At 68.5% G+C, this 23,707-nt stretch carries 19 protein-coding genes; 6 read left to right on the top strand and 13 right to left on the bottom strand.

Annotation, left to right across the window (positions count from 1 at the left end):
• Positions 1–40 precede the first annotated feature (40 nt).
• Complete coding sequence (gene edd / locus RAB71_RS08860) at positions 41–1,957, top strand: phosphogluconate dehydratase (protein ID WP_010342664.1); 1,917 nt, start codon at positions 41–43, stop codon at positions 1,955–1,957.
• Positions 1,958–2,029: 72 nt separating this feature from the next.
• Positions 2,030–2,710 (top strand): bifunctional 4-hydroxy-2-oxoglutarate aldolase/2-dehydro-3-deoxy-phosphogluconate aldolase, encoded by a 681-nt coding sequence (locus RAB71_RS08855; protein ID WP_010342665.1) that lies wholly within the window; start codon positions 2,030–2,032, stop codon positions 2,708–2,710.
• A 116-nt stretch (positions 2,711–2,826) separates the two neighbouring features.
• Here RAB71_RS08855 and RAB71_RS08850 read toward each other — a convergent pair whose 3' ends face one another.
• The 9 genes from RAB71_RS08850 to RAB71_RS08810 all read right to left on the bottom strand — a co-directional run bounded on the left by RAB71_RS08850 (position 2,827) and on the right by RAB71_RS08810 (position 15,966).
• Entirely contained in the window at positions 2,827–5,943 is a 3,117-nt protein-coding gene (locus tag RAB71_RS08850) for a discoidin domain-containing protein (RefSeq protein WP_029562043.1), read from the bottom strand.
• A gap of 376 nt (positions 5,944–6,319) precedes the next feature.
• Positions 6,320–7,156: a carbohydrate ABC transporter permease gene (locus RAB71_RS08845; protein WP_010342667.1), complete on the bottom strand. Its 837-nt coding sequence runs from the start codon at positions 7,154–7,156 to the stop codon at positions 6,320–6,322.
• A complete protein-coding gene (locus tag RAB71_RS08840; protein WP_010342668.1) occupies positions 7,153–8,034 on the bottom strand; it encodes a carbohydrate ABC transporter permease in 882 nt (293 codons plus the stop codon). The genes RAB71_RS08845 and RAB71_RS08840 overlap by 4 nt, the downstream gene beginning before the upstream one ends.
• The gene (locus RAB71_RS08835) at positions 8,031–9,293 is read right to left on the bottom strand and encodes a sugar ABC transporter substrate-binding protein (RefSeq protein WP_234006651.1); all 1,263 of its coding nucleotides are present in this window, start codon (positions 9,291–9,293) and stop codon (positions 8,031–8,033) included. Before RAB71_RS08835 ends, RAB71_RS08840 begins: the two co-directional genes overlap by 4 nt.
• Before the next feature lie 44 nt (positions 9,294–9,337).
• Positions 9,338–10,963, bottom strand: coding sequence for a glucoamylase family protein (locus tag RAB71_RS08830; RefSeq protein WP_010342670.1), 1,626 nt, complete (start codon positions 10,961–10,963; stop codon positions 9,338–9,340).
• Positions 10,964–11,057: 94 nt separating this feature from the next.
• Positions 11,058–14,030 carry a TonB-dependent receptor gene (locus tag RAB71_RS08825; protein ID WP_010342671.1) on the bottom strand — a complete coding sequence of 991 codons (2,973 nt, stop codon included), beginning with the start codon at positions 14,028–14,030 and terminating at the stop codon, positions 11,058–11,060.
• Positions 14,031–14,135: 105 nt separating this feature from the next.
• Entirely contained in the window at positions 14,136–15,149 is a 1,014-nt protein-coding gene (locus RAB71_RS08820; RefSeq protein ID WP_010342672.1) for a LacI family DNA-binding transcriptional regulator, read from the bottom strand.
• A 236-nt stretch (positions 15,150–15,385) separates the two neighbouring features.
• Positions 15,386–15,670, bottom strand: coding sequence for a BolA family transcriptional regulator (locus RAB71_RS08815; RefSeq protein WP_010342674.1), 285 nt, complete (start codon positions 15,668–15,670; stop codon positions 15,386–15,388).
• Positions 15,667–15,966: a YciI family protein gene (locus RAB71_RS08810; RefSeq protein WP_010342675.1), complete on the bottom strand. Its 300-nt coding sequence runs from the start codon at positions 15,964–15,966 to the stop codon at positions 15,667–15,669. Before RAB71_RS08810 ends, RAB71_RS08815 begins: the two co-directional genes overlap by 4 nt.
• 373 nt (positions 15,967–16,339) lie before the next feature.
• Between RAB71_RS08810 and RAB71_RS08805 the strand changes: the two genes are divergently transcribed.
• Genes RAB71_RS08805 through RAB71_RS08795 form a run of 3 tightly spaced genes read left to right on the top strand, consistent with a single transcriptional unit; the run spans position 16,340 to position 19,813 of the window.
• Positions 16,340–17,281, top strand: a complete 942-nt coding sequence (locus tag RAB71_RS08805) for a ScpA family protein (protein WP_010342676.1) — start codon at positions 16,340–16,342, stop codon at positions 17,279–17,281.
• A 23-nt stretch (positions 17,282–17,304) separates the two neighbouring features.
• Positions 17,305–18,276 carry an SMC-Scp complex subunit ScpB gene (gene scpB, locus RAB71_RS08800; RefSeq protein ID WP_010342677.1) on the top strand — a complete coding sequence of 324 codons (972 nt, stop codon included), beginning with the start codon at positions 17,305–17,307 and terminating at the stop codon, positions 18,274–18,276.
• Positions 18,269–19,813 (top strand): pseudouridine synthase, encoded by a 1,545-nt coding sequence (locus RAB71_RS08795; RefSeq protein ID WP_104609561.1) that lies wholly within the window; start codon positions 18,269–18,271, stop codon positions 19,811–19,813. Before scpB ends, RAB71_RS08795 begins: the two co-directional genes overlap by 8 nt.
• Positions 19,814–19,988: 175 nt before the next feature.
• Here RAB71_RS08795 and RAB71_RS08790 read toward each other — a convergent pair whose 3' ends face one another.
• On the bottom strand, positions 19,989–20,435 hold the full coding sequence (locus tag RAB71_RS08790; RefSeq protein WP_029562212.1) for a pesticin immunity protein: 447 nt from the start codon (positions 20,433–20,435) through the stop codon (positions 19,989–19,991).
• A gap of 259 nt (positions 20,436–20,694) precedes the next feature.
• Between RAB71_RS08790 and RAB71_RS08785 the strand changes: the two genes are divergently transcribed.
• Positions 20,695–21,390, top strand: a complete 696-nt coding sequence (locus RAB71_RS08785) for a hypothetical protein (protein ID WP_010343787.1) — start codon at positions 20,695–20,697, stop codon at positions 21,388–21,390.
• A gap of 206 nt (positions 21,391–21,596) precedes the next feature.
• Here the strand turns inward: RAB71_RS08785 and RAB71_RS08780 are convergent, their stop codons facing one another.
• From RAB71_RS08780 to RAB71_RS08770, 3 genes are all read right to left on the bottom strand, one after another.
• Positions 21,597–22,034 (bottom strand): hypothetical protein, encoded by a 438-nt coding sequence (locus RAB71_RS08780; RefSeq protein ID WP_010343786.1) that lies wholly within the window; start codon positions 22,032–22,034, stop codon positions 21,597–21,599.
• A 472-nt stretch (positions 22,035–22,506) separates the two neighbouring features.
• On the bottom strand, positions 22,507–23,334 hold the full coding sequence (locus RAB71_RS08775) for an amidohydrolase (protein ID WP_010343785.1): 828 nt from the start codon (positions 23,332–23,334) through the stop codon (positions 22,507–22,509).
• A complete protein-coding gene (locus RAB71_RS08770; protein ID WP_010343783.1) occupies positions 23,331–23,639 on the bottom strand; it encodes a hypothetical protein in 309 nt (102 codons plus the stop codon). Before RAB71_RS08770 ends, RAB71_RS08775 begins: the two co-directional genes overlap by 4 nt.
• Positions 23,640–23,707: the final 68 nt, after the last annotated feature.

Raw genomic sequence — 23,707 nt, 5'->3', positions numbered from 1 at the left:
TTCCCGATTCCCGATTCCCCCTTCATAGCCATTTCCGCCAATGAGCCTGCATCCGACCCTCCACGCGATCACCGAACGCATCCGCCAGCGCAGTGCGCCGTCGCGGCGCGCCTACCTGGCCGGCATCGACGCCGCGCTGCGCGACGGTCCGTTCCGTAGCCGCCTGAGCTGCGGCAACCTCGCCCACGGCTTCGCCGCCTGCGGCCCCACCGACAAGAGCCGGCTGGAAGGCGGGATCACCCCCAACCTCGGCATCATCACCGCCTACAACGACATGCTCTCGGCGCACCAGCCGTTCGAGCACTACCCAGAGATCATCCGCAGCACCGCGCGCGCGCTCGGCGCCACCGCGCAGGTGGCCGGCGGCGTGCCGGCGATGTGCGACGGCGTGACCCAGGGCCGGCCTGGCATGGAACTGTCGCTGTTCTCCCGCGACGTGATCGCCCAGGCCACCGCGATCGGCCTCAGCCACGACATGTTCGACACCAGCCTGTACCTGGGCGTGTGCGACAAGATCGTGCCGGGCCTGCTGATCGGCGCGCTGGCCTTCGGCCACCTGCCGGCGGTGTTCGTGCCGGCCGGGCCGATGACCCCGGGCATCCCCAACAAGCAGAAGGCCGAGGTGCGCGAGCGCTACGCCGCCGGCCAGGCCACCCGCGAGGAACTGCTGGCCGCCGAATCGGCGTCCTACCACGCTCCCGGCACCTGCACCTTCTACGGCACCGCCAACTCCAACCAGGTCCTGCTGGAAGCGATGGGCGTGCAGTTGCCGGGCGCCTCCTTCGTCAACCCCGGCACCCCGCTGCGCGAGGCGCTGACCCAGCAGGCGACCGAGCGCGCGCTGCGCATTACCGCCCTGGGCAACGACTTCCGCCCGCTGGGCCGCTTGATCGACGAGCGCGCCATCGTCAACGCGGTGGTCGCGCTGATGGCCACCGGCGGCTCCACCAACCACACCATCCACTGGCTGGCGGTGGCGCGCGCGGCCGGCATCGTGCTGACCTGGGACGACCTGGACGCGCTGTCGCAGCTGGTGCCGCTGCTGGCGCGGGTGTATCCGAACGGCGAGGCCGACGTGAACCACTTCGCCGCCGCCGGTGGCATCGGCTTCGTGTTCCGCGAGCTGATGGACGCCGGGCTGATGCACGACGACCTGGCCACCATCGTCCCCGGCGGCATGCGCGCCTACGGCGACGAGCCGTGCCTGCAGGACGGCAAGCTGAGCTACGTGCCGAGCCCGGCCAAGAGCGCCGACGAGGCGGTGGTGCGCCCGGCGTCCAACCCGTTCGAGGCGCAGGGCGGCCTGCGCCTGCTGCGCGGCAACCTCGGCCGCTCGCTGATCAAGCTGTCGGCGGTGAAGCCGCAGTTCCGCACTATCGAAGCGCCGGCCGTGGTGATCGACGCGCCGCAGGCGCTGAACAAGCTGCACGCCGCCGGCGCGCTGCCGCACGACTTCGTGGTGGTGCTGCGCTACCAGGGCCCGCAGGCCAACGGCATGCCGGAACTGCATTCGCTGGCGCCGTTGCTGGGCCTGCTGCAGAACCAGGGCCGGCGCGTGGCGCTGGTCACCGACGGACGCCTGTCCGGTGCATCCGGCAAGTTCCCCGCGGCCATCCACGTGACCCCGGAAGCGGCACGCGGCGGCCCCCTGGCGCGGGTGCGCGAAGGCGACATCGTGCGCCTGGACGGCGAGGCCGGCACCCTGGAAGTGCTGGTGGACGCCGCCGAGTGGGCCGCGCGCCCGCTGGCGCCGAACACCGCGCCGGCCGCGCACGACCTGGGCCGCAACCTGTTCGGACTCAACCGCCGCATGGTCGGCCCCGCCGACCAGGGCGCGCTGTCGATCTCCTGCGGCCCGCCGGCCGCCGACGGCGACCTGTGGAACTACGACGCCGAGTACGACCTGGGCCGCGACGCCGAGGCCGCCGCCGCGCCGCACGAATCCAAGGACGCCTGAGCCGCCGCCTGCCTCACCCTGCCCTGGCCGTGCGCGGCCGGGGCCTCGCCCTCCTTCGCAACCGAGACGCCCATGACCATCGCCGAACACCAGACCAAGGCCGAGCAGCTGCTGCGCGCGGCCGGCATCCTGCCCGTCGTCACCGTCCACACCCTGGAAGAAGCGCGCCGCGTGTCGGCCGCGCTGCTCGAAGGCGGCCTGCCGGCGATCGAGTTGACCCTGCGCACGCCGGTGGCGATGGAAGCGCTGGCGATGCTCAAGCGCGAACTGCCGGACATCGTGATCGGCGCCGGCACCGTGCTCAACGCCACCCAGCTGCAGCAGTCGATCGACGCCGGCGCCGACTTCATCGTCACCCCTGGCACCACCCCGACCCTGGCCGACGCCCTGGCGCAGGCGCCGCTGCCGGTGGTGCCGGGCGCGGCCACCCCCAGCGAGCTGCTGGCGCTGATGGAGCGCGGCTTCCGCGTGTGCAAGCTGTTCCCCGCCTCCGCCGTCGGCGGCCTGGCGATGCTCAAGGGCCTGGCCGGCCCCCTGGCCGAGCTCAAGCTGTGCCCCACCGGCGGCATCGGCGAAAGCACCGCCGCCGAGTACCTGGCCCAGCCCAACGTGGTCTGCATCGGCGGCTCGTGGATGGTGCCCAAGGACTGGCTGGCCGACGGCGCCTGGGACAAGGTGCGCGAGAGCTCGGCGAAGGCGGCCGCGATCGTGCGTGAAGCCGGGAATCGGGAGTCGGGAATCGGGAATCGGTAAAAGCCCGAACCTCGGCTCTCACAGCTCAGGACTCCAGAAGCAAAAAAAGCGCCGGCATGCCGGCGCTTTTTCTTTTGCTGTTGCGATTCCCTATTCCCGACTCCCGATTCCCAGCTTCAACGCACCTCAATCTGCACATCCGCCGGCAACGCGTGGATGCGCAGTTCGCCGTGCTCCCACTGCGCGGTTTCGCCGTTGACCAGGGTGCGGCCCGGTTCGCCCGGGTATGGCCACGGCAGCACCAGGCCGCCGCTGGGCATGTGCAGGCCGTCGGGAATGTTCAGCAGCAGGCGGTTCTTCTGCCGCCGCAGCTGGTAGCTCAGCGGGCCCTGCGGGGTGCGCAACTGCTCGATCGCCACGCCCTTGCCGTCGAGCCAGTCGGCGGGGATGCCAGCGGCCAGCACCAGGCTGTCGTCGACGTCGCGGGCGTAGGCGAACATGTCCAGCACCGAGCGCACGAAGTCCGAGGCGACCCAGGCATGCGGCAGGTCGCCCAGGAAGAACGGCTTGCGCGGCGTGCGCGAGACCACCTCGGCCCACTGGTTCCATGGCTGCGGGGTGCGGTCCTTGAAGAAGAACTGCGTCGCCTCCCAGGCGCGCTCGCGCCAGCCCAGGCGCACGAACGCGGACACGTTGCGCCACTCGTAGGGGGTGTAGTCCTTCCACTCGCGGGTGCCGTCGCGGCGGCCGACGAATTCGCTCCAGTAGCGCTCGAAGGTGTTGTCGAGCAGCGCCTGCGGCAGCCGGCCCTGCTCGCCGCCCGGCGCCAGCGCGATGGTGGTCGAGGTCGGATCGAAATCGCCCAACTCCGCCGAGCCCGGCAGGAAATTGATGTGGTGCTGCTGGGTGGCCGCGTCCAGCGAGGCGTACAGGTCCTGGCGGAACTGATCGCGCGAGGCGGCGAAACGCGCGGCATCGTCGATGCGGCCCAGTTCGGCGGCGATGCTCACCGCGTCCTTGTAGCCGCGCAGCGCCCAGAAGTTGTCCCAGTAAGAGTGCATCGGCTTGGCCGAATAGCCCTCGTGGCTGATCGACACCGGCATCATCCCGTAGAAGGCCGCATTGCGGGCGCGGTTCTCGTCGGTGCGCTCGCTCAGCCGCAACTGCTCCATGTAGGTGTACGCACCGAGGACGTGCGGCCACATCTGTTCCAGGAAAGCGCGGTCGCCGCTGTAGCGGTAGTAATCGGCGACGCTGTAGATCAGTTCGCCATGGCTGTCGTTCTCCGGCACCGGGTCGCTGCCGCGGTCGTCGACGCAGCACGGCACCATGCCGTTGGCGAACTGGTAAGGCGCGTACCACTCCACATACTCGCGGACCACGTCGGCGCGGCCCAGCCGTAGCAGGCCTTCGGAGATCATCGCGCCGTCGCGGATCCAGCTGCGCGAATACGAGCGCGTGCCCGGCTGCAGGCGCGGGCCGATCCGCGAGATCAGCATGTGCGCCAGCGCTGTGCGCAGCGTGTCGGTGACCGCCTTGCCCTGCGCCGGCACATGCAACTGCACGCGGTCCAGCTTCTCGTGCCACTGCGCGGCGACCTGCTGCTGCGCGCGTGCCGCATCGAACCCGGCTGGCAGCGCGGCGTTGCCGGTCTGCGGGATCACCAGCGCCACCTCGCGCACCTCGCCCGGGGCCAGCCGCCCGCGGTACAGCAAGGCGCCGGAGGCCAATCCGTCCGGATCCTGCGCCTGCTGCGGCAGGCCGCTGGCGTCGGTGCTTAGCCGTTCGACATCGATGCCGGCATCGAACGCGCTGGCGTAGGCGGCATCCGGCTTCTGCACCGCGAACACCCGCGGCTGGCCGTTGACCTGCACCTGTGTCCCGGCGAAGGCCAGCGAGCGGATCGGGCTGACCCCGCCGACGGTGTTGAGGAACTGGCTGGGCGGATTGACCTGGAACGGACGCACCGCCAGCGCCAGGGTGTAGTCGTGCGGCTGCTTGCTCGGATTGCTGAGCCGGTAGCGCGCCACCAGTTGCGCCTGCTCCGGCTCGCCCTGCACGAACGCGGTCACGCGCAGCGCGGCGTTGTCGTGGCTCCAGTCCACGCTGGGAATCGGCAGGTAGTCGTCCTGCAGGCTTTGCGCGGTCTTGACGTCGGCCCAGCTCAGGCGCTTGCCGTCCAGCAGCAGGAACGGCTCGATGCTGAAGCCGCCCTTGCCCACCTCGATCGCGCCATCCTCGCCGACCAGGCCCTGCTCGCGGCCGCCGTCCAGGCCGATGATGGTCCAGTACGGCTGCTCGCCGCTGAAGCCGCGCGGGAACCAGCCACGGGTGGACTGCGCCGCCACCGACTTGATGAAGTCGTTCTGGGTCGCGGCGAAGGCCAGCGGCTGCAACGCGATGTCGGCGATGCCGTAGCGGAAGCTGGGGCCGTCCTGCAGGTCGAAGCGCACGTAGCGCGCCTCGGTCTCCGGCAGCGCCAGCCAGTCGGTGCCGCCGTTGCCGGCGGTCACGGTACGCAACTCGCGCCAGCTACGGCCGTCGGCCGAGCCCTGCACGGTGTAGCGCGAGGCGTACACGCCCGGCGCCCACTGCACCTTGGCGCCGCCGAACTCGCGCACCTTGCCCAGGTCCAGCATGATCGTCTGGTTCTTGGCGTTGCCGCTGTACCAGACCGTGTCCGGCTTGCCGTCGGCGATGCGCTGCTCCAACGCCGGCGCGGTATCGGCGCTGACCTTGACCGTCAGCGGCGAGGTGTCCTGCGGCGGCAACGGGGTCAGGGTCAGCTGGTCGAAGCACACCGTGCCGGCGCCGCCCACCTGGTTGTAGATGGTGAACTCGATCTGCGCGCTGCGGGTCAGCTCCTTTTCCGGGCTCGGCCCCCAGGCCTTGTCGATCTGCCGCTTCTTGTAGGTGACCGTGCTCCACTGCGTGGGGAAGTCGTAGCGCGGACGGTTGACCCACCACACGTTGTCGCCGCTGGCGTCGACCAGCTTGAACTGCAGGTCGTTGCTCGGCGAATCGCCGCGCAGCTGGAACGCGAACTGGTAGTTGTCCGGGTAGTCGATCGGCACGCTGCGGCGGATCCCGGCGTAGCCGGACACGCCGTTGAAGTCGTAGTCCAGGCACAGCGCCTTGGCGCGGCCGCCGCTGGGCGCCTGCACCAGCCGGGTGGAGGCTGTGACCTGGTTGGAGACGACGATCTGCCACTTGTCCAGATCGTTGAAGCTGTCCAGCGTCACCGTGGAGGTCGGCGGCGCGGCGACGGCCTGGGCGGCCGCCAGTCCCAGCATCGCCAGCATTGCGCGTGCGCACGTCGTCGCCATCCCGTCCCTCATCGTGTTCCCCGTTCGTTGCCTTGCGTGTTTGCTGCTGCGTCTCTGCTGGTGCCAAGGTCGGTAGCCCGACTGCGGTCGCGGCTGAAGCCGCTCCTACGCTTCAGGACCCGCCATCCCTGGCGTAAACAATCCCACACCAGATCGTCCGGCCTGACCATCCATGGCCACGCGTTCGCGAACGCGCGAGCCCGTGGCCCGCAAGCGCGTCGCCGCACTCGCCTCTTTCCCATGCCGTCCCTGGCGCAACCGATCGGCTCCGGACGACCCGGCCCGGCCATCCATGGCCGGGCGTTCGGCGCAACGCGCGCCAGTGGCGCGCAAGCGTTGCGCCTCACCCCTTCACGCTGCCGAGCAGCAGGCCCTGGATGTAGTAGCGCTGCAGCGCCAGGAACAGCGCCAGCACCGGGATCACCGTGACCACCGCGCCGGCCATCATCATCTCCACGTCCATGATGTGCTCGCGCGACAGCGCCGCCAGCGCCACCGGCAAGGTGTAGTGCTCCTGATCGGTCAGCACGATCAGCGGCCACATGAAGTCGTTCCACGCCGCCATGAAGGTGAAGATGGTCAGCGTCACCAGCACCGGCTTGAGCATCGGCAGCACGATCTGGAAGAAGATCCGCAGCTCGCCGGCACCGTCGATACGGGCGGCCTCCAGCAGCTCGTCCGGGATCGAACGCGCGTACTGGCGCACCAGGAAGATGCCGAACACCGTCGCCAGCGCCGGCACGACCACCCCGCCGAAGTTGTTGACCAGATGCAGCTGCTTCATCAGCAGGAACAGCGGCAGCATCGCCACCTGCGCCGGGATCACCAGCGCCGCCAGCAGGATCTGGAAGATCCGTTCCTTGCCGACGAAGCGCAGCTTGGCGAAGGCATAGCCGGCCATGGTGTTGATCAGCAGCGAGCCGAAGGTGATCGCGCACGACACCAGCAGGCTGTTGGCGAAGTTGCGGGCCATGCCGGTGCGCGAGAAAAGCTCGCCGTAGTTGGCCAGGGTGGCGCCGGTGGGCAGCATCGGCGGCGGGAAGCGGCTGGCCTGCCCCGCCGGCATGAACGACACCGACACCATCCACAACAGCGGCGCCAGGCTGATCACGGCGAGCAGCAGCAGCCCGCCGTTGACCAGCAGCGTGTTCCAGCGCGAGGCGCCGATCTCCCGGCTCATACCAGGTCCCTCTTGCGGCCGAAGCGCAGCATCACCGTCGTCACTCCCAGGATGATCAGGAACAGCAGGAACGCCACCGCCGAGGCACGGCCGAGGTTCCACCACTTGAAGCCTTCCTCGAACATGTAATACAGCACGCTGACCGTGCTCTGCAGGGGGTCGCCACGGGTCATCACGTAGGGTTCGGCGAACAGCTGGAAGTAGCCGGACACGGTGATCACCCCGACCACCAGCAGCACCGGTCCCAGCATCGGCAGGGTGATGTGCAGGAACTGCCGCCACTTGGAGGCGCCGTCGATGCGCGCGGCCTCGTACAGGTCCTGCGGGATCGCCTGCAGGCCGGCGAGGAAGATCACCATGTTGTAGCCGAAGTTCTTCCACACCGCGAACAGCATGATGGTCGGCATCGCCCAGTGCGGGTCGCCGAGCCAGTCGATCGGGCCGATGCCCAGGTGCGCCAGCCCGTAGTTGACCAGGCCGTAGCTGGTGTGGAACAGGTAGCGCCAGATCACCGCCACCGCCACCAGCGTGGTCACCACCGGCGCGAACAGCGCGGTGCGGAACAGCGCCTTGAAGCGCGCCACCGGCGCGTTCAGCAGCAGCGCCGCGCCCAGCGAGGCGCCGATGGACAGCGGCACGCCGACGATCACGAAGTACGTGGTGTTCCACAGCGACTTCCAGAACATCGGCGTCTGCAGCAATTCGATGTAGTTGCCGAAGCCGACGAAGCGCAGATTGTGGCGGTCGGCCAGCGAATACAGGTCGAAGTCGGTGACGCTCAGCGCCAGCGCCGACAGCACCGGCAGGCCGAAGAACACGCCGATCACGATCAGCGCCGGGCCGGCGAACAGCCAGCCGATCAGGGAACCGCGCTTCATGGCGCCGCTCCCGCGGCCGGCGCCGCCGTGCCTTCGCGGTGCTGCTGGTGGATCCAGCGACGTTTCTCCAGGATCTCGTCGACCCGCTTGTCCAGTTCCCGCATCGCCTTCTCCTGCGGCTCACCGCCGCGCACCACGCGCTCGGTGGCCAGCCGCATCTCCTGCACGATGCGCTCCCACTCCAGCACCTTCGGTGCCGGCTTGACCCGTTCCAGCTGATCGCGGAACGCATGCGCCAGCGGATCCTCGGCCAGCGACGGATACGCCCAGGTGCTGCGCCGCGGCGGCATGTCGCCGATCAGCGCGTGGAAGCGCGCCTGGATCTGCGGCCGCGACAGGAACTCGATCAGCTTCCACGCCGCGTCCTTGTGCTCGGACTTGCGGAAGATCACCAGGCTGGTGCCGCCGGCGATGCCGGCGCCGGGGCCGTCCGGGCCGGGCAGCGGCATGGTACCCCACTGGTCCTTGAGCGCGGCCGGCTGCACCTTGCGGAACTCGCGGATGTTCCACGGGCCGGAGATGTAGAACGCGTAGAAGCCGTTGAAGAACTCGTCCCAGACGTTGGAGATCTGCGTCTCCGACATCTTCGGCGCCCAGCCCTGGTCGAACATGTTGGCGTAGAACGCCAGCGCCTTGCGGAAGCCGGGGCTGTTGAAGTTGCCGTAGTTGTCGTGGTCGCGCAGCAGCGGATCGGGCATCTGCAGGCCCAGCGACAACTGCTGCTCGAACTCGTTGAGCGGCATCAGGATGGCGTAGCGCTTCGGCCCGACGTGCTTCTTCACCGCCGCCATCGCCTGCTCCCACTCGGCCCAGGTCTGCGGCAGCTTGGTCACCCCGGCGTCGCGCAGCATGTCCTTGCGATAGAACAGCAGGCGCGTGTCCACGTACCAGGGGATGCCGTAGAGGTGGCCATCGATGACGCTGGTGTCCCAGATGCCCGGGAAGTAGTCCTTCGGATCGACCACCTTGGAGCGGTCGACGTAGGGCTGCAGCGGCTGCAGCGTGCCCAGTTCGGCGAATTCCGGGATCCAGGTGTTGCCCAACTGGCACACGTCCGGCAGGCCGTCGGCGGCGAAGGCGGTGAGCAGCTTCTCGTGCGCGGCGGTCCACGGGATGTTCTGGATGTCCACGTGGATGCCGGGATTCTCCTTCTCGAACTGCGGGATCAGCTCGGCCACCACCTCGGCCTCGCGGCCCATCGCCCAGAACCGCACCACCTCGCCCTGCGGCGCGCGTGCGCAGCCGCACACAACCAACATCAGCACACCCAGCGAAAGCCAACGACCGATCATGCGTGCTGTGCTCATTCCGGTTGCTGCGGCTGGCGCTGGGCGGGGTTGGACTGCGCCTCGGCGGCGGCGGCACGCGACTCGGCGATGCCCAGCGCACGTGCATTGGCCGCCTGCTCGTCCTTCTTGGGCAGCGGCTGGGCCTCGCCCTCCGGGGTCAGCCAGCCGCCGGTGAAGCCGGCGCGTTCCAACCCGGTGCGCAGGTACTTGTTTTTCTTCATCACGTTCCAGACGAACTCGTTGCGGTAGTTGGCGATCATGGTGACGATCGCACCCTGGTCGATGCCGATGTAGTCGCCGGCCACCCAGCCGCGGTTGGGAATCATGCGGCCGGTCTTGAGCGGAATATCGTAGTTGAAGCTGGGGTTGAACGAATCCAGGAAGCCGTAGCTCGAATACAGGAAGTCGCCGAAGCGCTTGTGCATTTCCTGGGTCGCCGGAATCACCACCTCCGGCGCGAACACGATCGAGGACACTGCCGCGGTCGGCGCGATGGTGCCGTCGTCGAAGGCCTCGAACAGGCCGGCGCCGCGGGTGCGGTAGTGGAAGAACTGGCGCTGCTCGCCGCGGTACTCCTGGGTGGTGTTCTGCGGACCGTCGCTGGCGGTCAGGCCCCACACGTTCTCGCCGTACTCCTTCCACTTCATCGGATTGTCGATGGCGTACTCGCGCTGCGCCAGTGTGGCGCGGCGGCTGTTGAGGAAGTAGTCGATGCCATGCTCGCGCATGTACTGGTCCTGGATGTCGCGGAAGTCGATCCAGACGTGGTTGTACTGGTGCGCGAACAGCGGACCGAACGCCAGGTATTCCTGGCCGTAGTACACGCCCCAGTCCTTGTTGTAGGTGCGGGTCCATTCCTGCCACGCGTCCGGCTCGATCGGATGGGTGGGCGAACCCAACGCCAGCAGATACACCATCATGCCTTCGTTGTAGCCCATCCAGTCGTGCTGGATGAAGCCGCGCTCGGGATACCAGCCCATCGTGATCAGCGGCTTGCGCTGCTGCATCCACGGCCAGTCCACCCGCCGGTACAGGGTGTCGGCGATCTGGCGGATCTCCTTCTCGTCGGCGGTGTCGCCGTCGTAGTAGGACTGGGCGAACAGCACGCCCATCATCAGCAGCGCGGTATCGATGGTCGACAACTCCACCCACTGGTCGTAGCGCAGCCCCTTCTGCATGTCCAGGAAGTGGTAATAGAAGCCCTTGTAGCCGGCGCGGCCGGAACGCTGCGGGCCGACCGGCACGTCGCGCAGGAAGCGCAGCGTGGTCAGGGTGCGCTGCACCGCCTGCTCGCGGCTGATCCAGCCGTTTTCATAACCGATCGGATACACGGTCAGGGCGAAGCCGATCGAGGCGATGGAGGCGAACGGGCGCGACGGATAGCGGTCCACCGCCATGCCGTTCTGCTCGTTGGTGGTGTCCCAGAAGAACTGGAAGGTACGGCGTTCGATGTCCTCGAACAGCGGGGGCAGTTCCGGCTTCAGCAGCTTCGGCGGCAACTCGGCCTCCACCAGGATGACCTTGACCGGCTTCTTCTCCACCGCCTTCGGCTCCTCGTCGGTCTTCTTGCACGCCGTCAGCAGCACCCCTGCTGCCATCAGCATCAGCGAAAACCTGATGAAACTGCGCTGCTTCTTCATCCTGCCCCCCGTGAAATCGTTTACACGCCCGCAAAAAATAACCCACTTCCGCATCGCCGCGGCCCCCGTCCGAGGGGAGCCGCGGCGACCTTGCTTACCAGTTCAAGCCGAACGACAGCTTGAACGTCCGCATCGGCGAGGCCAGCACGCCGCTCGGCGAACCAAACGCCGTATTCAGGTCGGCATAGGTGCCGGTATCGGTGTTGTAGTCCGCGTAGTTGGTCCAGTTGAACAGGTTGATGACATCGGCGCGCACATTGAACTTGATGCCCGACCCGGTGTCCCATTCCTTGTTCGCCGCCAGGCTGAATTCCTTGTAGCCCAGCGTGGCGTCCGGCTTGTACTGGATGATATAGCACTGGTCGTTGCCCGCCAGGCAGTTGGTGCCGTAGCGCGGGGTCTGGCTGGCCAGCGACAGCTTGGCCGACAGGGTGATGTCGTACGGCAGGTCGTAGATGCCGGTGACCACCAGGCGGTTCTTCGGAATGCCGCCGGCCTCACGCCAGCCGTAGCCGGCCATCGACGGCTGGTCCAGCGCGTAATGCTCGCCGTACTGACGGTTCTCCTTCGCATCGGAGAAGGTGTAGGCCACGGTCAGGCCCCAGCCCGATTCCTTGTCGTAGGGCTTGTCCAGCTTCAGCGCCAGCTGGTTGTTGCGCGTCTTCAGGCCGTTGGTGCCGAGCACGATCGCGCTGTAGCCGTTGGGCGAGTCGGTGGGCACGCCGGAGGTGGTGCCGGGCAGGAAGAACGAACCGTCGGCACGGCGATTGCCGCGCAGGAACACGAAGCCGTCCTCGCTGACGATGCGGCTCAGGGTCACGTCCGTGTACCAGTCGTTGCCCCAGAAATGCACCATGTTGCGCATGCCCAGGCTGAACTGGTCGGAGTACGGCACCTTGATGTTGTTGTCGATCAGGTACACCTCGCGGCCGCCGCCGGTGCCGGCGCTGGTGGAGGCGGCCAGCCCGTTCAGGCCGGCCTGGGTCGCATAGCTCGGGTCCCAGGCCACGCACGGCTGGCCGAGGCACGGCGTGTTGGCGCTGCTGAAGTAGTAGCTGTAGGAGCGGAAGTTGTTGTTGAGCTGCTCCAGCGCCAGGTAGTCGAACAGGTTGCGGTCGTAGGCGCGGCCGGCACCGCCGTAGATCACGTGCGCCTGGTCGCCGAACAGGTCGTAGGAGAAGCCCAGGCGCGGCTGCCAGGCGTCCTTGAACGCCTTGCGGTTGTTGCCGGTGCTGATGTAGTTGGCGATGTCGTAGTTGGCGTTGTCCAGGTTGCGCCAGGTCAGCAGCGCGCTGGCGACGTCGGCCGGGGTGACGAAGTCGAGGAACGACGGGGTCTTCTCGTAGTCGTAGCGCACGCCCAGGTTCAGGGTCAGGTGCTCGTTGACCTCCCAGTCGTCCTGCAGGTAGATGCCGTACTGCTTGTTCTGCGACTGCACCGAACCGCCATCGCCGGTGTCGCCGAAGCGCACCCGGTACGGCGTGTCGACGTCGCTGAGGATGTTGTAGTAGTACTGCGGATTGGCCGGATTGATCTGGGTCGAATCGAGCTGGATGTCCTTGTACTTCACACCCATCTTGATGGTGTGGCTGCCGTGCCACTCGAGGCTGTTGAGGGTCAGGTCGTCCTGCAGGGTCCAGCCCTTCTGGCCCTTGTTCTGGAAGCTGCTGCCGGCGCCGGCGCTGAGGATGGTGGTCTCGTTGCCGGCCTGCGGCACGTAGGACAGCACGTAGCCGTTGCCGTCGTTGAGCGGGGTCTGGGTCCAGAACGCGCTCTCGTAGCTCAGGTTCAGATCGTTGAGGAAGGCCTCGCCGCTGTACTGCCAGCGCAGGTTGGCGCGCTTTTCCTTCTGCCCGTTGCTGCTGCCGTGCTGGTAGGTGGTGGTTTCACCGATGTCCGACAGCTCGTCTTCCTTGCGGTACTTGCCGGTCAGCTCGAACAGGTTGTTGTCGCCCAGGGTCCAGTCGATCTTGCCGAAGTACAGGTCTTCCTTGAACGGGGTGCTGTAGGTGGCGACCAGCGGCTGCAGCTGCGCCGGCAACTGGTCGACGCGGTCGGCGTAGATGCCGCCCGGGATCACCGTGTTCGGCGTGGTGTATTCCTTGGCCTCGTAGGCCACGAAGAAGTGCGCGCGGTCCTTGAGGATCGGGCCGCTGAAGGTGGCGCCGTACTGGGTCTCGGAGAAGTCGTCGCGCTGGCCGGCCTTGCGCTCAAGCGGGCTTTCGGCGCGCCAGTCGTCGTTGGTCGTATCCCAGAAGAAGCTGCCGTGGAAATCGTTGGTGCCGGACTTGGTCGAGGCCACGATCGCCGCGCTGCTGACCTGGTCGAACTCGGCCTTGTAGTTGGAGGTGATGACCTTGTACTCGCCGATCGCCGACTGCGGGAACGGGTTGCCGCGGCTGGAATCCTGGCCGCTGACGCCACCGGTCAGCACGTAGTTCTTCTGGCTGATGCCGTCGATGTAGACGTTGGTGCCGTTGGCCGAGGTCGCGCCGGAGCGAACCGTGGTGTTGCCCTTGGCGTCGCGCTGGAACTGCACGCTCGGCACGCTGTCGGCCAGCTCCAGGAAGTTGCGCGTGGCCTGCGGCAGCTTCTCGATCTGCACGTTGGAAATATAGGTGGCGTTCTCCGAGGTGCGGGTTTCCACCAGCACCGGCGGCGCCTGCACCTGCACCGCGTCCAGCGTGGTCGCGCCCTGCCCGTTGGCGGTGGCCGCTTCGCCGCCCACGCCCAGATCCAGGGTCGCGGTCTGGCCGACCTGCACGGTGACGTTCTGCGAGGTGGTCTTGCCGTCGGCGGTGACGTCGATGCGGTAGGAGCCCGGCGGCAGGCCGCCGACCGAGTACACGCCGTTGTTGGCCTGCACGCTGCGGCTCAGACCGGTGGCCAGGTTGGTGGCGGTGACCTGCGCGGACACGGCCAGCGCCGAATCGACCTTGACCTGGCCGCGGATAGTGGCGCCGGTGCTTTGCGCGAACGCCGGCGCGGCGCCCAGCAGCAGGCAACTGGCGAGGGCGCAGCTCAACAGCTTGCGCGTGGGCCGGGCGGAGTGCGGGGTGTGTTGCATGTGGGGTTTTCCCTCCAGGAAGACGTGATGCTCGTTATGGGTGGTGCGTGGTGCTTCGATGGAACGAAGTGGAACAAGCGATGCGGCGCGGAACACCGCGTCGCATCAGGAACGGGCCGTGCTGGAATCGCGCACGACCAACGTAGGAACCAGGGTCTGCCGCTGCCGGTCGTCGGCGTCGGGCCGATCGATCAGTTGCAGCAGGCGATGCATCGCCTGCTCACCAAGCCCGGCGATGCTGACGCGCATGGTGGTGAGAGACGGGTGAACGAAACGCGCCAGCGGAATGTCGTCGAAGCCGGCCAGCGCGATGTCGTCGGGCACGCGCACGCCGCTCTGGGTGAAGGCGTAAAGGCAGCCGAGCGCGGTCATGTCGTTGGCAGCGAACACCGCATCGGGCAGCGTGCCGGCCTGCAGCATCGCCTGCCCCGCGCGATAGCCGGAGGCTTCGTCGAAGTCGCCCGGAAACTCCTGGCCGTGCGCTTCGCCGGAATGACGTGCGATGGCGTCGCGGAAGCCGCGCAGGCGTTCGCGCGCATCGAAGTTCAATTCCGGGCCGCCGATGAAGGCGATGCGGCGATGCCCCATCTCCAGCAGGTGTTCGGTCATCGCCACCGCGCCGGCATGGTCGTCGATGCTCAGCACCGGGTACTCGGTGCCCGGCAGGTGGGTGTTGATCAACACCGTCGGCAACGCCTGCGGCAGGTTGTCGGTGAGGAAGCCAGGGCGCTCGGCGTACGGCGACAGCACCAGCAGGCCGTCGACGCGGCCGCGCATCGCCCGCAGCGCCCGCCCCTGCTCTTCCGGGTCGCCGTGGTAGCTGGACACCAGCAGGTGCTGGCGGCGCGCGCGGGCGGCGCCGTCGATGCCGCGGATCAGTTCGGAGAAGAATTCGCCGTACAGGTCGGGCAGCACCACCCCCAGGGTCTGGGTGCGGCGGCTGCTGAGGCTGCGCGCGGCCGCATGCGGGCTGTAGCGCAGGCGCTCGGCCACTTCCAGGACCAGGGTCCGGACCGGCGCGGCCACGTTCTCGTGGCCGTTGAGCGCACGCGACACGGTGGCCACGGAGACCCGGGCCTCGCGTGCGACATCTTTGATGGTGACCGCGCTCTTCGCCATCGTGCCGCCCTCCGCGGCAGAGACCTTGAGAAACTGGCGCGGACTGTAATCGTTTTCAGCGCAAGGCAGAAGCCTTTTGTTATTTTCCCAATAAAATCATTGCTTTTCAGTCACTTGGATAATGCGAAAGCGGCCGGAATCGTACCGCAGTGCAACATAATCCAGGTGCAGATTCCGGTTCTGCACGGGGTGCCCACCCCGTTTTCGGGCCAGCGGCACCCCACCCGCCGCGCGCGTCAGCCGCCCGTGCCCGGCACCTCGGCGCGGATCGACAGCGCATGAATATCGGTCTGCATCATCTCGCCCAGCGCCGCGTAGACGGCGCGGTGTCGGGCGAGCGGCCCCATGCCGGCAAAGGCCGCACTGACCACGCGGACATTGAAATGTCCGCGGCCATCGCGCGCGCCGGCGTGGCCGGCATGACGATGGCTGTCGTCCTCCACCTCCAGCGCCTGCGGCGCGAACGCCGCCTCCAGCGCGGCGCGGATCCGCGCCACCCGCTCGGCGCCGACCTGGCTCATGGCAGCACCTTGCGGAACGGCCGCACCTCGACCCGCGCATAGACGCCGGCGTCGACATACGGGTCGGCCTCGGCCCAGGCCCACGCATCGGCCAGCGAGTCGAATGCAGCCACCACCAGGCTGCCGCTGAAGCCGGCCGGACCCGGATCCTCGGCGTCGATCGCCGGGCACGGCCCGGCCAGCAACAGCCGTCCGGCCTCCTGCAACTGGGTCAGCCGCTGCAGATGCGCCGGCCGCGCCGCCGCCCGCCGCGGCAGCGCATCGGCCACGTCGTACCCCTCGATCACGTACCACATCGCGTCTCCGCCCTCATACCTTATCTATGGACATGGCATTGTAGGACCTGGCCCGGCACGGCGGCGCTGGACACCGACCCCGCCGGCGCATTACCCTTGGATCCATTGCACGCGGCCGGATGCAGCGGCCCGTCGGTGATCGGCGACCCCAAGCCCCTTCCGACGACCGATTCGCTGCCTGACACCGCCCGCGCAGACGTCCTCCTCCGTAGGTCCCGCCGCCGCGACACGCGTGGCGTGCGTCGTGTGTCTTGTTGAAGTACCGAGCGCGTTGCGGGGACGACGCGCCCTTGAACCGCAGCACTGTCGGCAAGGAGCCGCGCCGGGTCGCGCCTGCCCGGCCCTTCGCCACCGCAACACCGATGTCCAACCGATGACTTCCGAACTCGCGCTCGACGCGAACCCGCCAACCCAGACGACCCCGCCACAGCAGCAGGAAATGCCGCTGGCGGTCGTGCATGGGCAGCCGGTGCTGCAGATCCCGCAGGATCTTTACATCCCGCCGGATGCGCTGGAAGTGATCCTGGACGCGTTCGAAGGCCCGCTGGACCTGCTGCTGTACCTGATCCGCCGGCAGAACCTGGACATCCTGGACATCCCCGTCGCCGAGATCACCCGGCAGTACGTGGACTACATCAACGTGATGCAGGAGCTGCGCTTCGAACTGGCGGCCGAATACCTGGTGATGGCCGCGATCCTGGCCGAGATCAAGTCGCGGATGCTGCTGCCGCGGCCGCCGGCCGAAGACGGCGAGGAAGTGGACCCGCGCGCGGAACTGGTCCGCCGCTTGCAGGAGTACGAGCGCTTCAAGCAAGCGGCCGAAGACATCGACGCGCTGCCGCGGCAGGACCGCGACACCACCCCGGTGCACGCCCACGTGCCGGACCGTGCCGCGGTCAAGCTGCCGCCGCCGGTGGAGCTCAAGGAAATGCTGCTGGCGCTGTACGACGTGCTCAAGCGCGCCGAACTGTTCAGCGGCCACGCGATCAAGCGCGAGGCGCTGAGCGTGCGCCAGCGCATGGGCGATGTGCTGGGCCGTCTGGACGATGGCAAGTTCCACCGTTTCGAATCGCTGTTCAGTGCCGAGGAAGGCAAGCTCGGCGTGCTGGTCACCTTCCTGGCACTGCTGGAACTGGCCAAGGAGCAGTTGCTGGACATCGTCCAGGAGCCGCTGGCGCACGTCCCCGCCGAGGCCACCGAGCGGCCGCCGATGCCACCGATCTACGTCAAATCGCTGGCGCTGGGCAACACCAACGCGCCGCTGCAGTTCAACAGCGAGTTCGACGACAGCGACGCCGCCGACGCCACCACCTGAGTCCACCGAGAACCCGCCCCCGCATGGATCAAGCGCTGATCAACCGCATCGTCGAGGCCGCCCTGCTCGCCGCCAACCAGCCGTTGCCGCTGGCGCAGTTGCACGGCCTGTTCCCGGAGGAGGAACCCGCGCCGCCGGGCAGCATCGAGCGCGCGCTGGAACTACTGCGCGAGGCCTGCGAGGGCCGCGGTGTGGAACTGGTCGAAGTGGCCTCCGGGTTCCGCTACCAGGTGCGCAGCGACGTGCACGCCTGGGTGGCGCGGCTGTGGACCGAGCGCAAGACCCGCTACACCCGCGCCACGCTGGAGACCCTGGCGCTGATCGCCTACCGGCAGCCGATCACCCGCGGCGAGATCGAACAGGTGCGCGGCGTGGCGGTCAGCAGCAACATCATTCAGGCGCTGGAAGAGCGCGAGTGGATCCGCGTGGTCGGGCACCGCGACGTGCCGGGCAAGCCGGCGCTGTTCGGCACCACCAAGACCTTCCTGGACTATTTCGGGCTCAAGCGCCTGGACGAACTGCCGCCGCTGTCCGAACTTAAGGACATCGGCGAACTGGAACCGCAGCTGCCGCTGGACCGCGACGCGCTGCCGGTCGGCGACATGGCCCAGGCCGACGCCGCACCGGGCGAGGCCGCCGATCAGGGCGACCCGGGCGACACCACGGCGCAGGCCGCAGCCGCTGGCGACGCCGCCGAGCCTGCCGCGATGGCGCAGGCAGACGCGGCCGTGGCCACAGACACCGACACCGCCACCGCCACCAGCGACACCGCAACACCGCACACCCCCGCGACCGACGACGCCCACGCGCCGACGGCCACGGATTCCACGACCGCCCCGACGGGCGAACCCGAAGCCGCGCCGGGAGAGCGCGCGGCGGATGCGAACGAAGCCGAAGACAACGCCGTCGCGACGACGACCGTGGCTGTTGACGATGCCGATTCCGAACCACAGGCCGACGCGCAACGCGCCGGCCGGAGCCAAGTAAATGAGTGACACCTCCCGCAAGCTGTCGTTGAACAAGCTCTCGCTCAAGCGCGACGCCGCTGCCGCCGAGCAGCCGAAACTGGAAGAACGCCTGCACAAGGTCCTGGCCCAGGCCGGACTGGGCTCGCGCCGGGCGCTGGAACAGCGCATCGCCGACGGCCTGGTCAAGGTCAACGGCGAGGTCGCGCAGACCGGCATGTCGATCCGCAGCGGCGACAAGATCGAGCTGGACGGCCGCAGCTTCGTCGCCAGCGCGCTGACCGAGCCCTCGCGCGTGCTGATCTACAACAAGCCCGAAGGCGAAGTGACCACGCGCGAAGATCCCGAAGGCCGCCCGACCATCTTCGAGGCACTGCCGGCGCTGAAGGGCGCGCGCTGGATCGCGATCGGCCGCCTGGACATCAACACCACCGGCCTGCTGCTGCTCACCACCGACGGCGAGCTGGCCAACGCGATGATGCATCCCTCCTACGAGATCGAGCGCGAGTACGTGGTGCGCGTGCGCGCCCCGGAAGGCGAAGAGACCGTGCCCGACAGCATGATCGAGCGGCTCTCGCGCGGCGTGCTGCTGGAGGACGGCGGCGCCAAGTTCGACGAGATCGAACGCATCGGCGGCACCGACTCGCACGACTGGTTCCGGGTGGTGGTCAAGGAAGGCCGCAACCGCGAAGTGCGGCGCCTGTGGGAATCGCAGGGCTGCCAGGTCAGCCGGCTCAAGCGCACCCGCTACGGCAAGATCGCGCTGCCGCGCGAACTGCTGCGCGGGCATTCGGTCGAGCTGGCGCAGGACAAGGTCGAGGCGCTGCGCGCCGAACTGAAGCTGGAGGAAGGCACCCCGTCGGCGCTGACCCTGCAGCCGGTGATCGGCCAGCGCAAGGCGGCCAAGGCCACCGTGCAGGTCGGCCGCGGCGGCAACGCCTACGTCAACGGCCACAACACCGCCGACGAAGGCCGCGAGCTGCGTCGCTTCGACACCTTCAGCGAGGACCGCGGCCGCGGCCGCGGCGGCAAGAAGCCGCATGGCGGCCTGACCGTGAGCGGCGAAATGGCCGCCAAGCAATCGCAGAAGCCGTTCAAGCAGCGCACGCCGAAGGGCCCCAAGCCGCTGCCGGACGGCAACCCGGCCGCGTTCCGCACCTGGTACGTGCCCGATGGCGTCAGCACCGGCCCGACCGGCCACCGCAACGCCGGTCCCGGCGGTCGTGGCCAGGGTCAGGGCCAGGGACGTCCCTACGCCAAGCCGCGTCCGGCCGGCGCCGGCGCCGGTGCGGGCGCCGGCCAGGGCCGCGGTCCGGGCCAGGGCCAGCAGCGCAAGGCGCATCCCTACGGGCATCCGGGCAACGCGCCGAGCTTCCCCTCCGACCACGCCACCCCGGGCTTCAACCCCTACGGCGCCGCGCCGCGCGCCGCGCGCCCGGCCGGCGGCCAGAAGCGCGGCCCGGGTCCGGGTGGACGTCCCGGCGGCGGCAATCGCCCGGCCGGTGGCCGCCCGGGTGGCGGTGGCCGTCCCGGTGGCGGCGGCAACCGCGGTCCGCGCGGCGGCTGAGTCGCGGCGCCGGCGCATCGCGCGTCGGCGCGCACCGTACCCGACAGGGCGCCTGCGCAAGGGGCGCCCTGTTTTTTTAGGGACGCTATCGACAACGGGGACCGCTTGCGCCGTCAGGCTGCGGCAGCCCCCTCACGCAGGTGGTGCGACGGCCCGCATCGCGGCCGCCGTGCACTCACGCGCCGGCGGGCGCGTTCTTGCAGTCCGCAAACCCCGCAGGGACCTGCCTGGCGGTCCACATGCCCTGAGACGCTGTCGAAACCAGCAACGCCGAGGTTGCGTTGTAGCTGGGCGCGCGTGGCTCGCCGGGCTTGGCCAATCCCGTGTCATGGAAGCACAGGCGCACGGACGTGGCATCGGCCGACAGCACCTCGAAGCGCATCATCCAGCCCTTGTCGGTCTGGAGCAGGCGCGCGCCATCGGCGGTTTTCGTGACATCCACGAAGCCATAGTCCGCGAACGTCGTCTTCCCCGGCAGGCGGCGCGGGCCGAGCGAGTTGGGAAACGAGGTCAGGTCCAGATGCTGGATGACCGCGTCCGTGATGCCCGCCTGCGGCGGCGCGGCCGGGGACGAAGCGCCGAGGCCAAGCGCGACAAGGCCAACAAGCATTCCGGAGTTCATGCGGACGATCTCGCGTGCAGAGGCAGGATCGGATGATAGGCGCCGGGAACGCCGGCACTCAATGGAAAGGGCCGTGACGGCTGCAGCCGAAGCGGCCCCCGACGGTGTCCCCGCCATTTGCACGGAATGCGTGTGGCGATACCAGGGCGACCGGCATCGCGCCGTTCGCCCTGCGCGAACGAAGCCGATATCCTGACGCATCCGGCGGCCGCCGCGGGTGGCCGCCCCTCACCGACCAGGAATCCCGATGACACGGAAGATGAAGATCGCCCTGCCGCTGCTGATCGCCGGCGTGCTGAGCCTCGGCGCCTGCCAGAAGGCGCAGCAGAAGGCCCAGGAAGAGATCGCCGCGGCGCAGAACCCCTACCCTGCCAGTTCGCCGCTGCACGCACCGTTCGATCGCATGCTGCGCAAGCTGGCCAACGATCCGCGCTACGTGGCGCTGCTCAAGCAGAGCGGCCCGCAGGCGCAGCAGGCCGGGTTCCAACTGGCGCAGAACGGCATCGCGCGGCTGGACCACGCCACGCTGGAACAGCGCCTGGAGATCCTGTCGCAGGTCAGCGACAAGGTCGACGTGCCGCAGTGCGCGGTGCTGGCCCGCGGCGGCAATCCCAACGACGCGCAGGCGTTGAGCGCAGCGATGCTGTCGGGCCTGGAAAAGCTGCCGCAGGCGCAGATCGACCGCTGGTTCGACGTCTCGCTGAAGGCCACCGATGCGGAGTTGAACAAGACCCCGGCCCAGCCGGTGGCGCCGCAGCAGATCCAGGCGGCGATGGGCACCCTGGTGAAATCGCTGCCCGCCGACCAGCAGCAACGCCTGATGCGGGTGTTGCCGCAGATCGCCACGGCCAACGACGAGGACGCCTGCTGGACCGCACGTACCCTGTATCGCCAAGCACTGGCGACGCCGGAGCCGGTGCGCGGCCAGTTGGCCTGGGTGTTCGCGCAGCAGTAAGCGCGCAGCGCGCGCGAAGCGCGTCCTCGTCCAGGGCGCGCTTTGCCGGGTCGCATCGCACATCTGCCCCACGGCCGGCATCGGCGCGCGGCTGCGGAACCCGTTGACCTAAAAAAAGAATCCAGGCGCGATGCGCCTGGATTCTTTGCTTTCTTCGCCTTTTTGTCGGTTCTGCCTGCGCCGCAGCGCAAGCAGAACGTGGCGCCTTACCGACGGCGCTCGATCACGAAGTTGCCGACGTTGACGCCGAGGTCGACGCCCTCGCCGGTGCCGGCCAGGGCCAGCGAGATGTCTCCCTTGGTGACGACCTGCGCGGTGCTGGACTTCACCACGCCCGCATGGGCTTCGGCGGCGGCATAGGTGCCGAACAGGTCGTTGAGGCTGTAGGCGCCGCTGAAGGTGCCGCGGCCGCCGACGATCTTCGACTTGCCGACCGTCAGGCCACCGCCCTTGCTGCTGATCTTGACTGGGATCACCGCGCCGTCGTTGCAGGTGATGGTGCCGGTGCCCTTGGCGGTCTTGTAGAACACCGACCAGCCGGACAGGTTGAAGGACAGCTTGCAATCGATGTTGCCGGCGGCCTGGGCCTGCGGCGCCAGGGCGGCCGCGCCCAGCAGTGCGAGCAGAGAAAGCGACTTGATCATGTGGGCATTACCGGTGGGAGGACGAGGCGCGAGCGTAGCAACGGGGGTGTGGTGGCCGCGACAAGGCTGCCAGGGCGCCGCGGGTGCGTTCAGCAGGCATTGCCACTCGCGGCGGGCACGGCCGGCCCCGGTCTGGTGCGAGCACAGGCAGGACGCGAGGCCGGCGCCAAGCATCCCCAGCACTCGTCTGCGGCGGCGTGGTCTCACTGGCTTGGTGCTTTGTGAGCATCAACGCGCATGCAGCGGCGACGTGCGAGGTGTTTTCTGATGGCGCAATGCGTCGGGACTGAAGTCCCTCCCACAGTGCACCCGCCACGCTTGCCGCAACATGCTGCGGGAGGGGGTCTTGCCGCGTTTTCGAATCAGCCGCAACAGGGGTGCCGGGAACGCCCGTCGCGGCTGAAGCCGCTCCTACAACAGGGGCCTTCAGCGGTAGCAAAGGTGAGCCTTCCGGCGTCACTGGAGCCGCAGGCTAGTCATCCAGGCTGAAGGCGTCCGCGTCGAGCATGGCCGGGAAGCGCGCGCGATGCGCCGCCAGCGCCGCGGCGGAGATGGTGGTGGTGGCGACCTGCTCGCGCTCGCGGATTTCCAGTTGCGGCTGGCCGAGGAAATCGATCACCGCGCTGTCGCCGGCATAGTGCAGGTCGTTGCCGTCCACGCCGACACGGTTGACCGCGGCCACGAAGCACAGGTTCTCGATCGCGCGGGCGCGCAGCAGCGTGCGCCAGGCGTAGGCGCGCGCCGACGGCCAATTGGCGACGAACAGCTGCAGGTCGAAATCCAGCTGACCCGGGCGTTCGACGTCGTAGCGGTTGCGGCAGAACACCGGAAAGCGCAGGTCGTAGCAGACCTGCGGATTGATCCGCCAGCCCTTCCACTCCACGCACAGGCGCGCGCGCCCGGCGGCATAGCGCAGGTGCTCGTTGCCATAGCGGAACAGATGCCGCTTGTCGTAATGCTGCAATGCGCCGTCCGGCGTGGCCCACAGCAGGCGGTTGAACACCTTGGCCTCGCCAGCGGCGTCGGGCACGCGCAACTGCACGCTGCCGGTCACCGCCGCACCCAGCCGCGCCGCCTGCTCGCGGATCCACGCCACCGTCGGCCCGTCCATGTCCTCGGCCTGCGCCAGCGCATCGTTGGAGAAGCCGCTGGTGAAGGTCTCCGGCAGGACCACCAGGTCGGTGACGCCGGCCAGCGGCGCCAGCAATTCGGCGTAATGCGCGCGGTTGCCGGCCGGATCGTGCCAGCGGGTATCGCCCTGGACCAACGAGATCCTCAGATCCTGTGCCACCTGTGTCATCCCCAACGTACTCCGATGCAGATCGTGCCGACCAGGCACAGCAGGCCCAGTGTAGGCGTTACCCATGGCAGGTGCCGCACCAGCCGGTTGGCGAGCGTGCCCCGCTCCTGCGGCGTCAGCAGCGCGAGGTAGCGGTCCACATAGGCCTGCCGCCGGAACGGCACCACGCTGAAATCCATCCCCACCCGCTGGCCGCGATCAGCCAGACCGGTCAGCACATGCCCGTAGAACAGCGCCCCGTCGACCACCGCGCAGACCGCCGCCAGCCCAAACGTCACGCCGAAATAGATGCCTGCCACCGACATGCCCCACCCCACACCAGGAACCCGCTTCTACGAATCCCAAATCCCGAATCCCCAATCCCGGCGGCTCG

Origin of the sequence: Xanthomonas sacchari (genome assembly GCF_040529065.1) — a bacterium.
GTDB lineage: Bacteria > Pseudomonadota > Gammaproteobacteria > Xanthomonadales > Xanthomonadaceae > Xanthomonas_A > Xanthomonas_A sacchari.
Note: the sequence above shows the minus strand (reverse complement) of the source record. Positions and strands in the feature narration are given on the sequence as shown.

Bases quoted from the DNA above. Each gene is read 5' to 3' on its own strand.
- scpB (WP_010342677.1), top strand. From the start codon at position 17,305: ATGGATCAAGCGCTGATCAACCGCATCGTCGAGGCCGCCCTGCTCGCC.
- RAB71_RS08850 (WP_029562043.1), bottom strand. From the start codon at position 5,943: ATGCTGGGACTGGCGGCCGCCCAGGCCGTCGCCGCGCCGCCGACCTCC.
- RAB71_RS08815 (WP_010342674.1), bottom strand. From the start codon at position 15,670: ATGAGCCAGGTCGGCGCCGAGCGGGTGGCGCGGATCCGCGCCGCGCTG.
- RAB71_RS08780 (WP_010343786.1), bottom strand. From the start codon at position 22,034: ATGATCAAGTCGCTTTCTCTGCTCGCACTGCTGGGCGCGGCCGCCCTG.
- RAB71_RS08820 (WP_010342672.1), bottom strand. From the start codon at position 15,149: ATGGCGAAGAGCGCGGTCACCATCAAAGATGTCGCACGCGAGGCCCGG.
- RAB71_RS08775 (WP_010343785.1), bottom strand. From the start codon at position 23,334: ATGACACAGGTGGCACAGGATCTGAGGATCTCGTTGGTCCAGGGCGAT.
- RAB71_RS08810 (WP_010342675.1), bottom strand. From the start codon at position 15,966: ATGTGGTACGTGATCGAGGGGTACGACGTGGCCGATGCGCTGCCGCGG.
- RAB71_RS08790 (WP_029562212.1), bottom strand. From the start codon at position 20,435: ATGAACTCCGGAATGCTTGTTGGCCTTGTCGCGCTTGGCCTCGGCGCT.
- RAB71_RS08845 (WP_010342667.1), bottom strand. From the start codon at position 7,156: ATGAGCCGGGAGATCGGCGCCTCGCGCTGGAACACGCTGCTGGTCAAC.
- RAB71_RS08825 (WP_010342671.1), bottom strand. From the start codon at position 14,030: ATGCAACACACCCCGCACTCCGCCCGGCCCACGCGCAAGCTGTTGAGC.
- RAB71_RS08805 (WP_010342676.1), top strand. From the start codon at position 16,340: ATGACTTCCGAACTCGCGCTCGACGCGAACCCGCCAACCCAGACGACC.
- RAB71_RS08830 (WP_010342670.1), bottom strand. From the start codon at position 10,963: ATGAAGAAGCAGCGCAGTTTCATCAGGTTTTCGCTGATGCTGATGGCA.
- RAB71_RS08855 (WP_010342665.1), top strand. From the start codon at position 2,030: ATGACCATCGCCGAACACCAGACCAAGGCCGAGCAGCTGCTGCGCGCG.
- edd (WP_010342664.1), top strand. From the start codon at position 41: ATGAGCCTGCATCCGACCCTCCACGCGATCACCGAACGCATCCGCCAG.
- RAB71_RS08785 (WP_010343787.1), top strand. From the start codon at position 20,695: ATGAAGATCGCCCTGCCGCTGCTGATCGCCGGCGTGCTGAGCCTCGGC.
- RAB71_RS08840 (WP_010342668.1), bottom strand. From the start codon at position 8,034: ATGAAGCGCGGTTCCCTGATCGGCTGGCTGTTCGCCGGCCCGGCGCTG.
- RAB71_RS08770 (WP_010343783.1), bottom strand. From the start codon at position 23,639: ATGTCGGTGGCAGGCATCTATTTCGGCGTGACGTTTGGGCTGGCGGCG.
- RAB71_RS08795 (WP_104609561.1), top strand. From the start codon at position 18,269: ATGAGTGACACCTCCCGCAAGCTGTCGTTGAACAAGCTCTCGCTCAAG.
- RAB71_RS08835 (WP_234006651.1), bottom strand. From the start codon at position 9,293: ATGTTGGTTGTGTGCGGCTGCGCACGCGCGCCGCAGGGCGAGGTGGTG.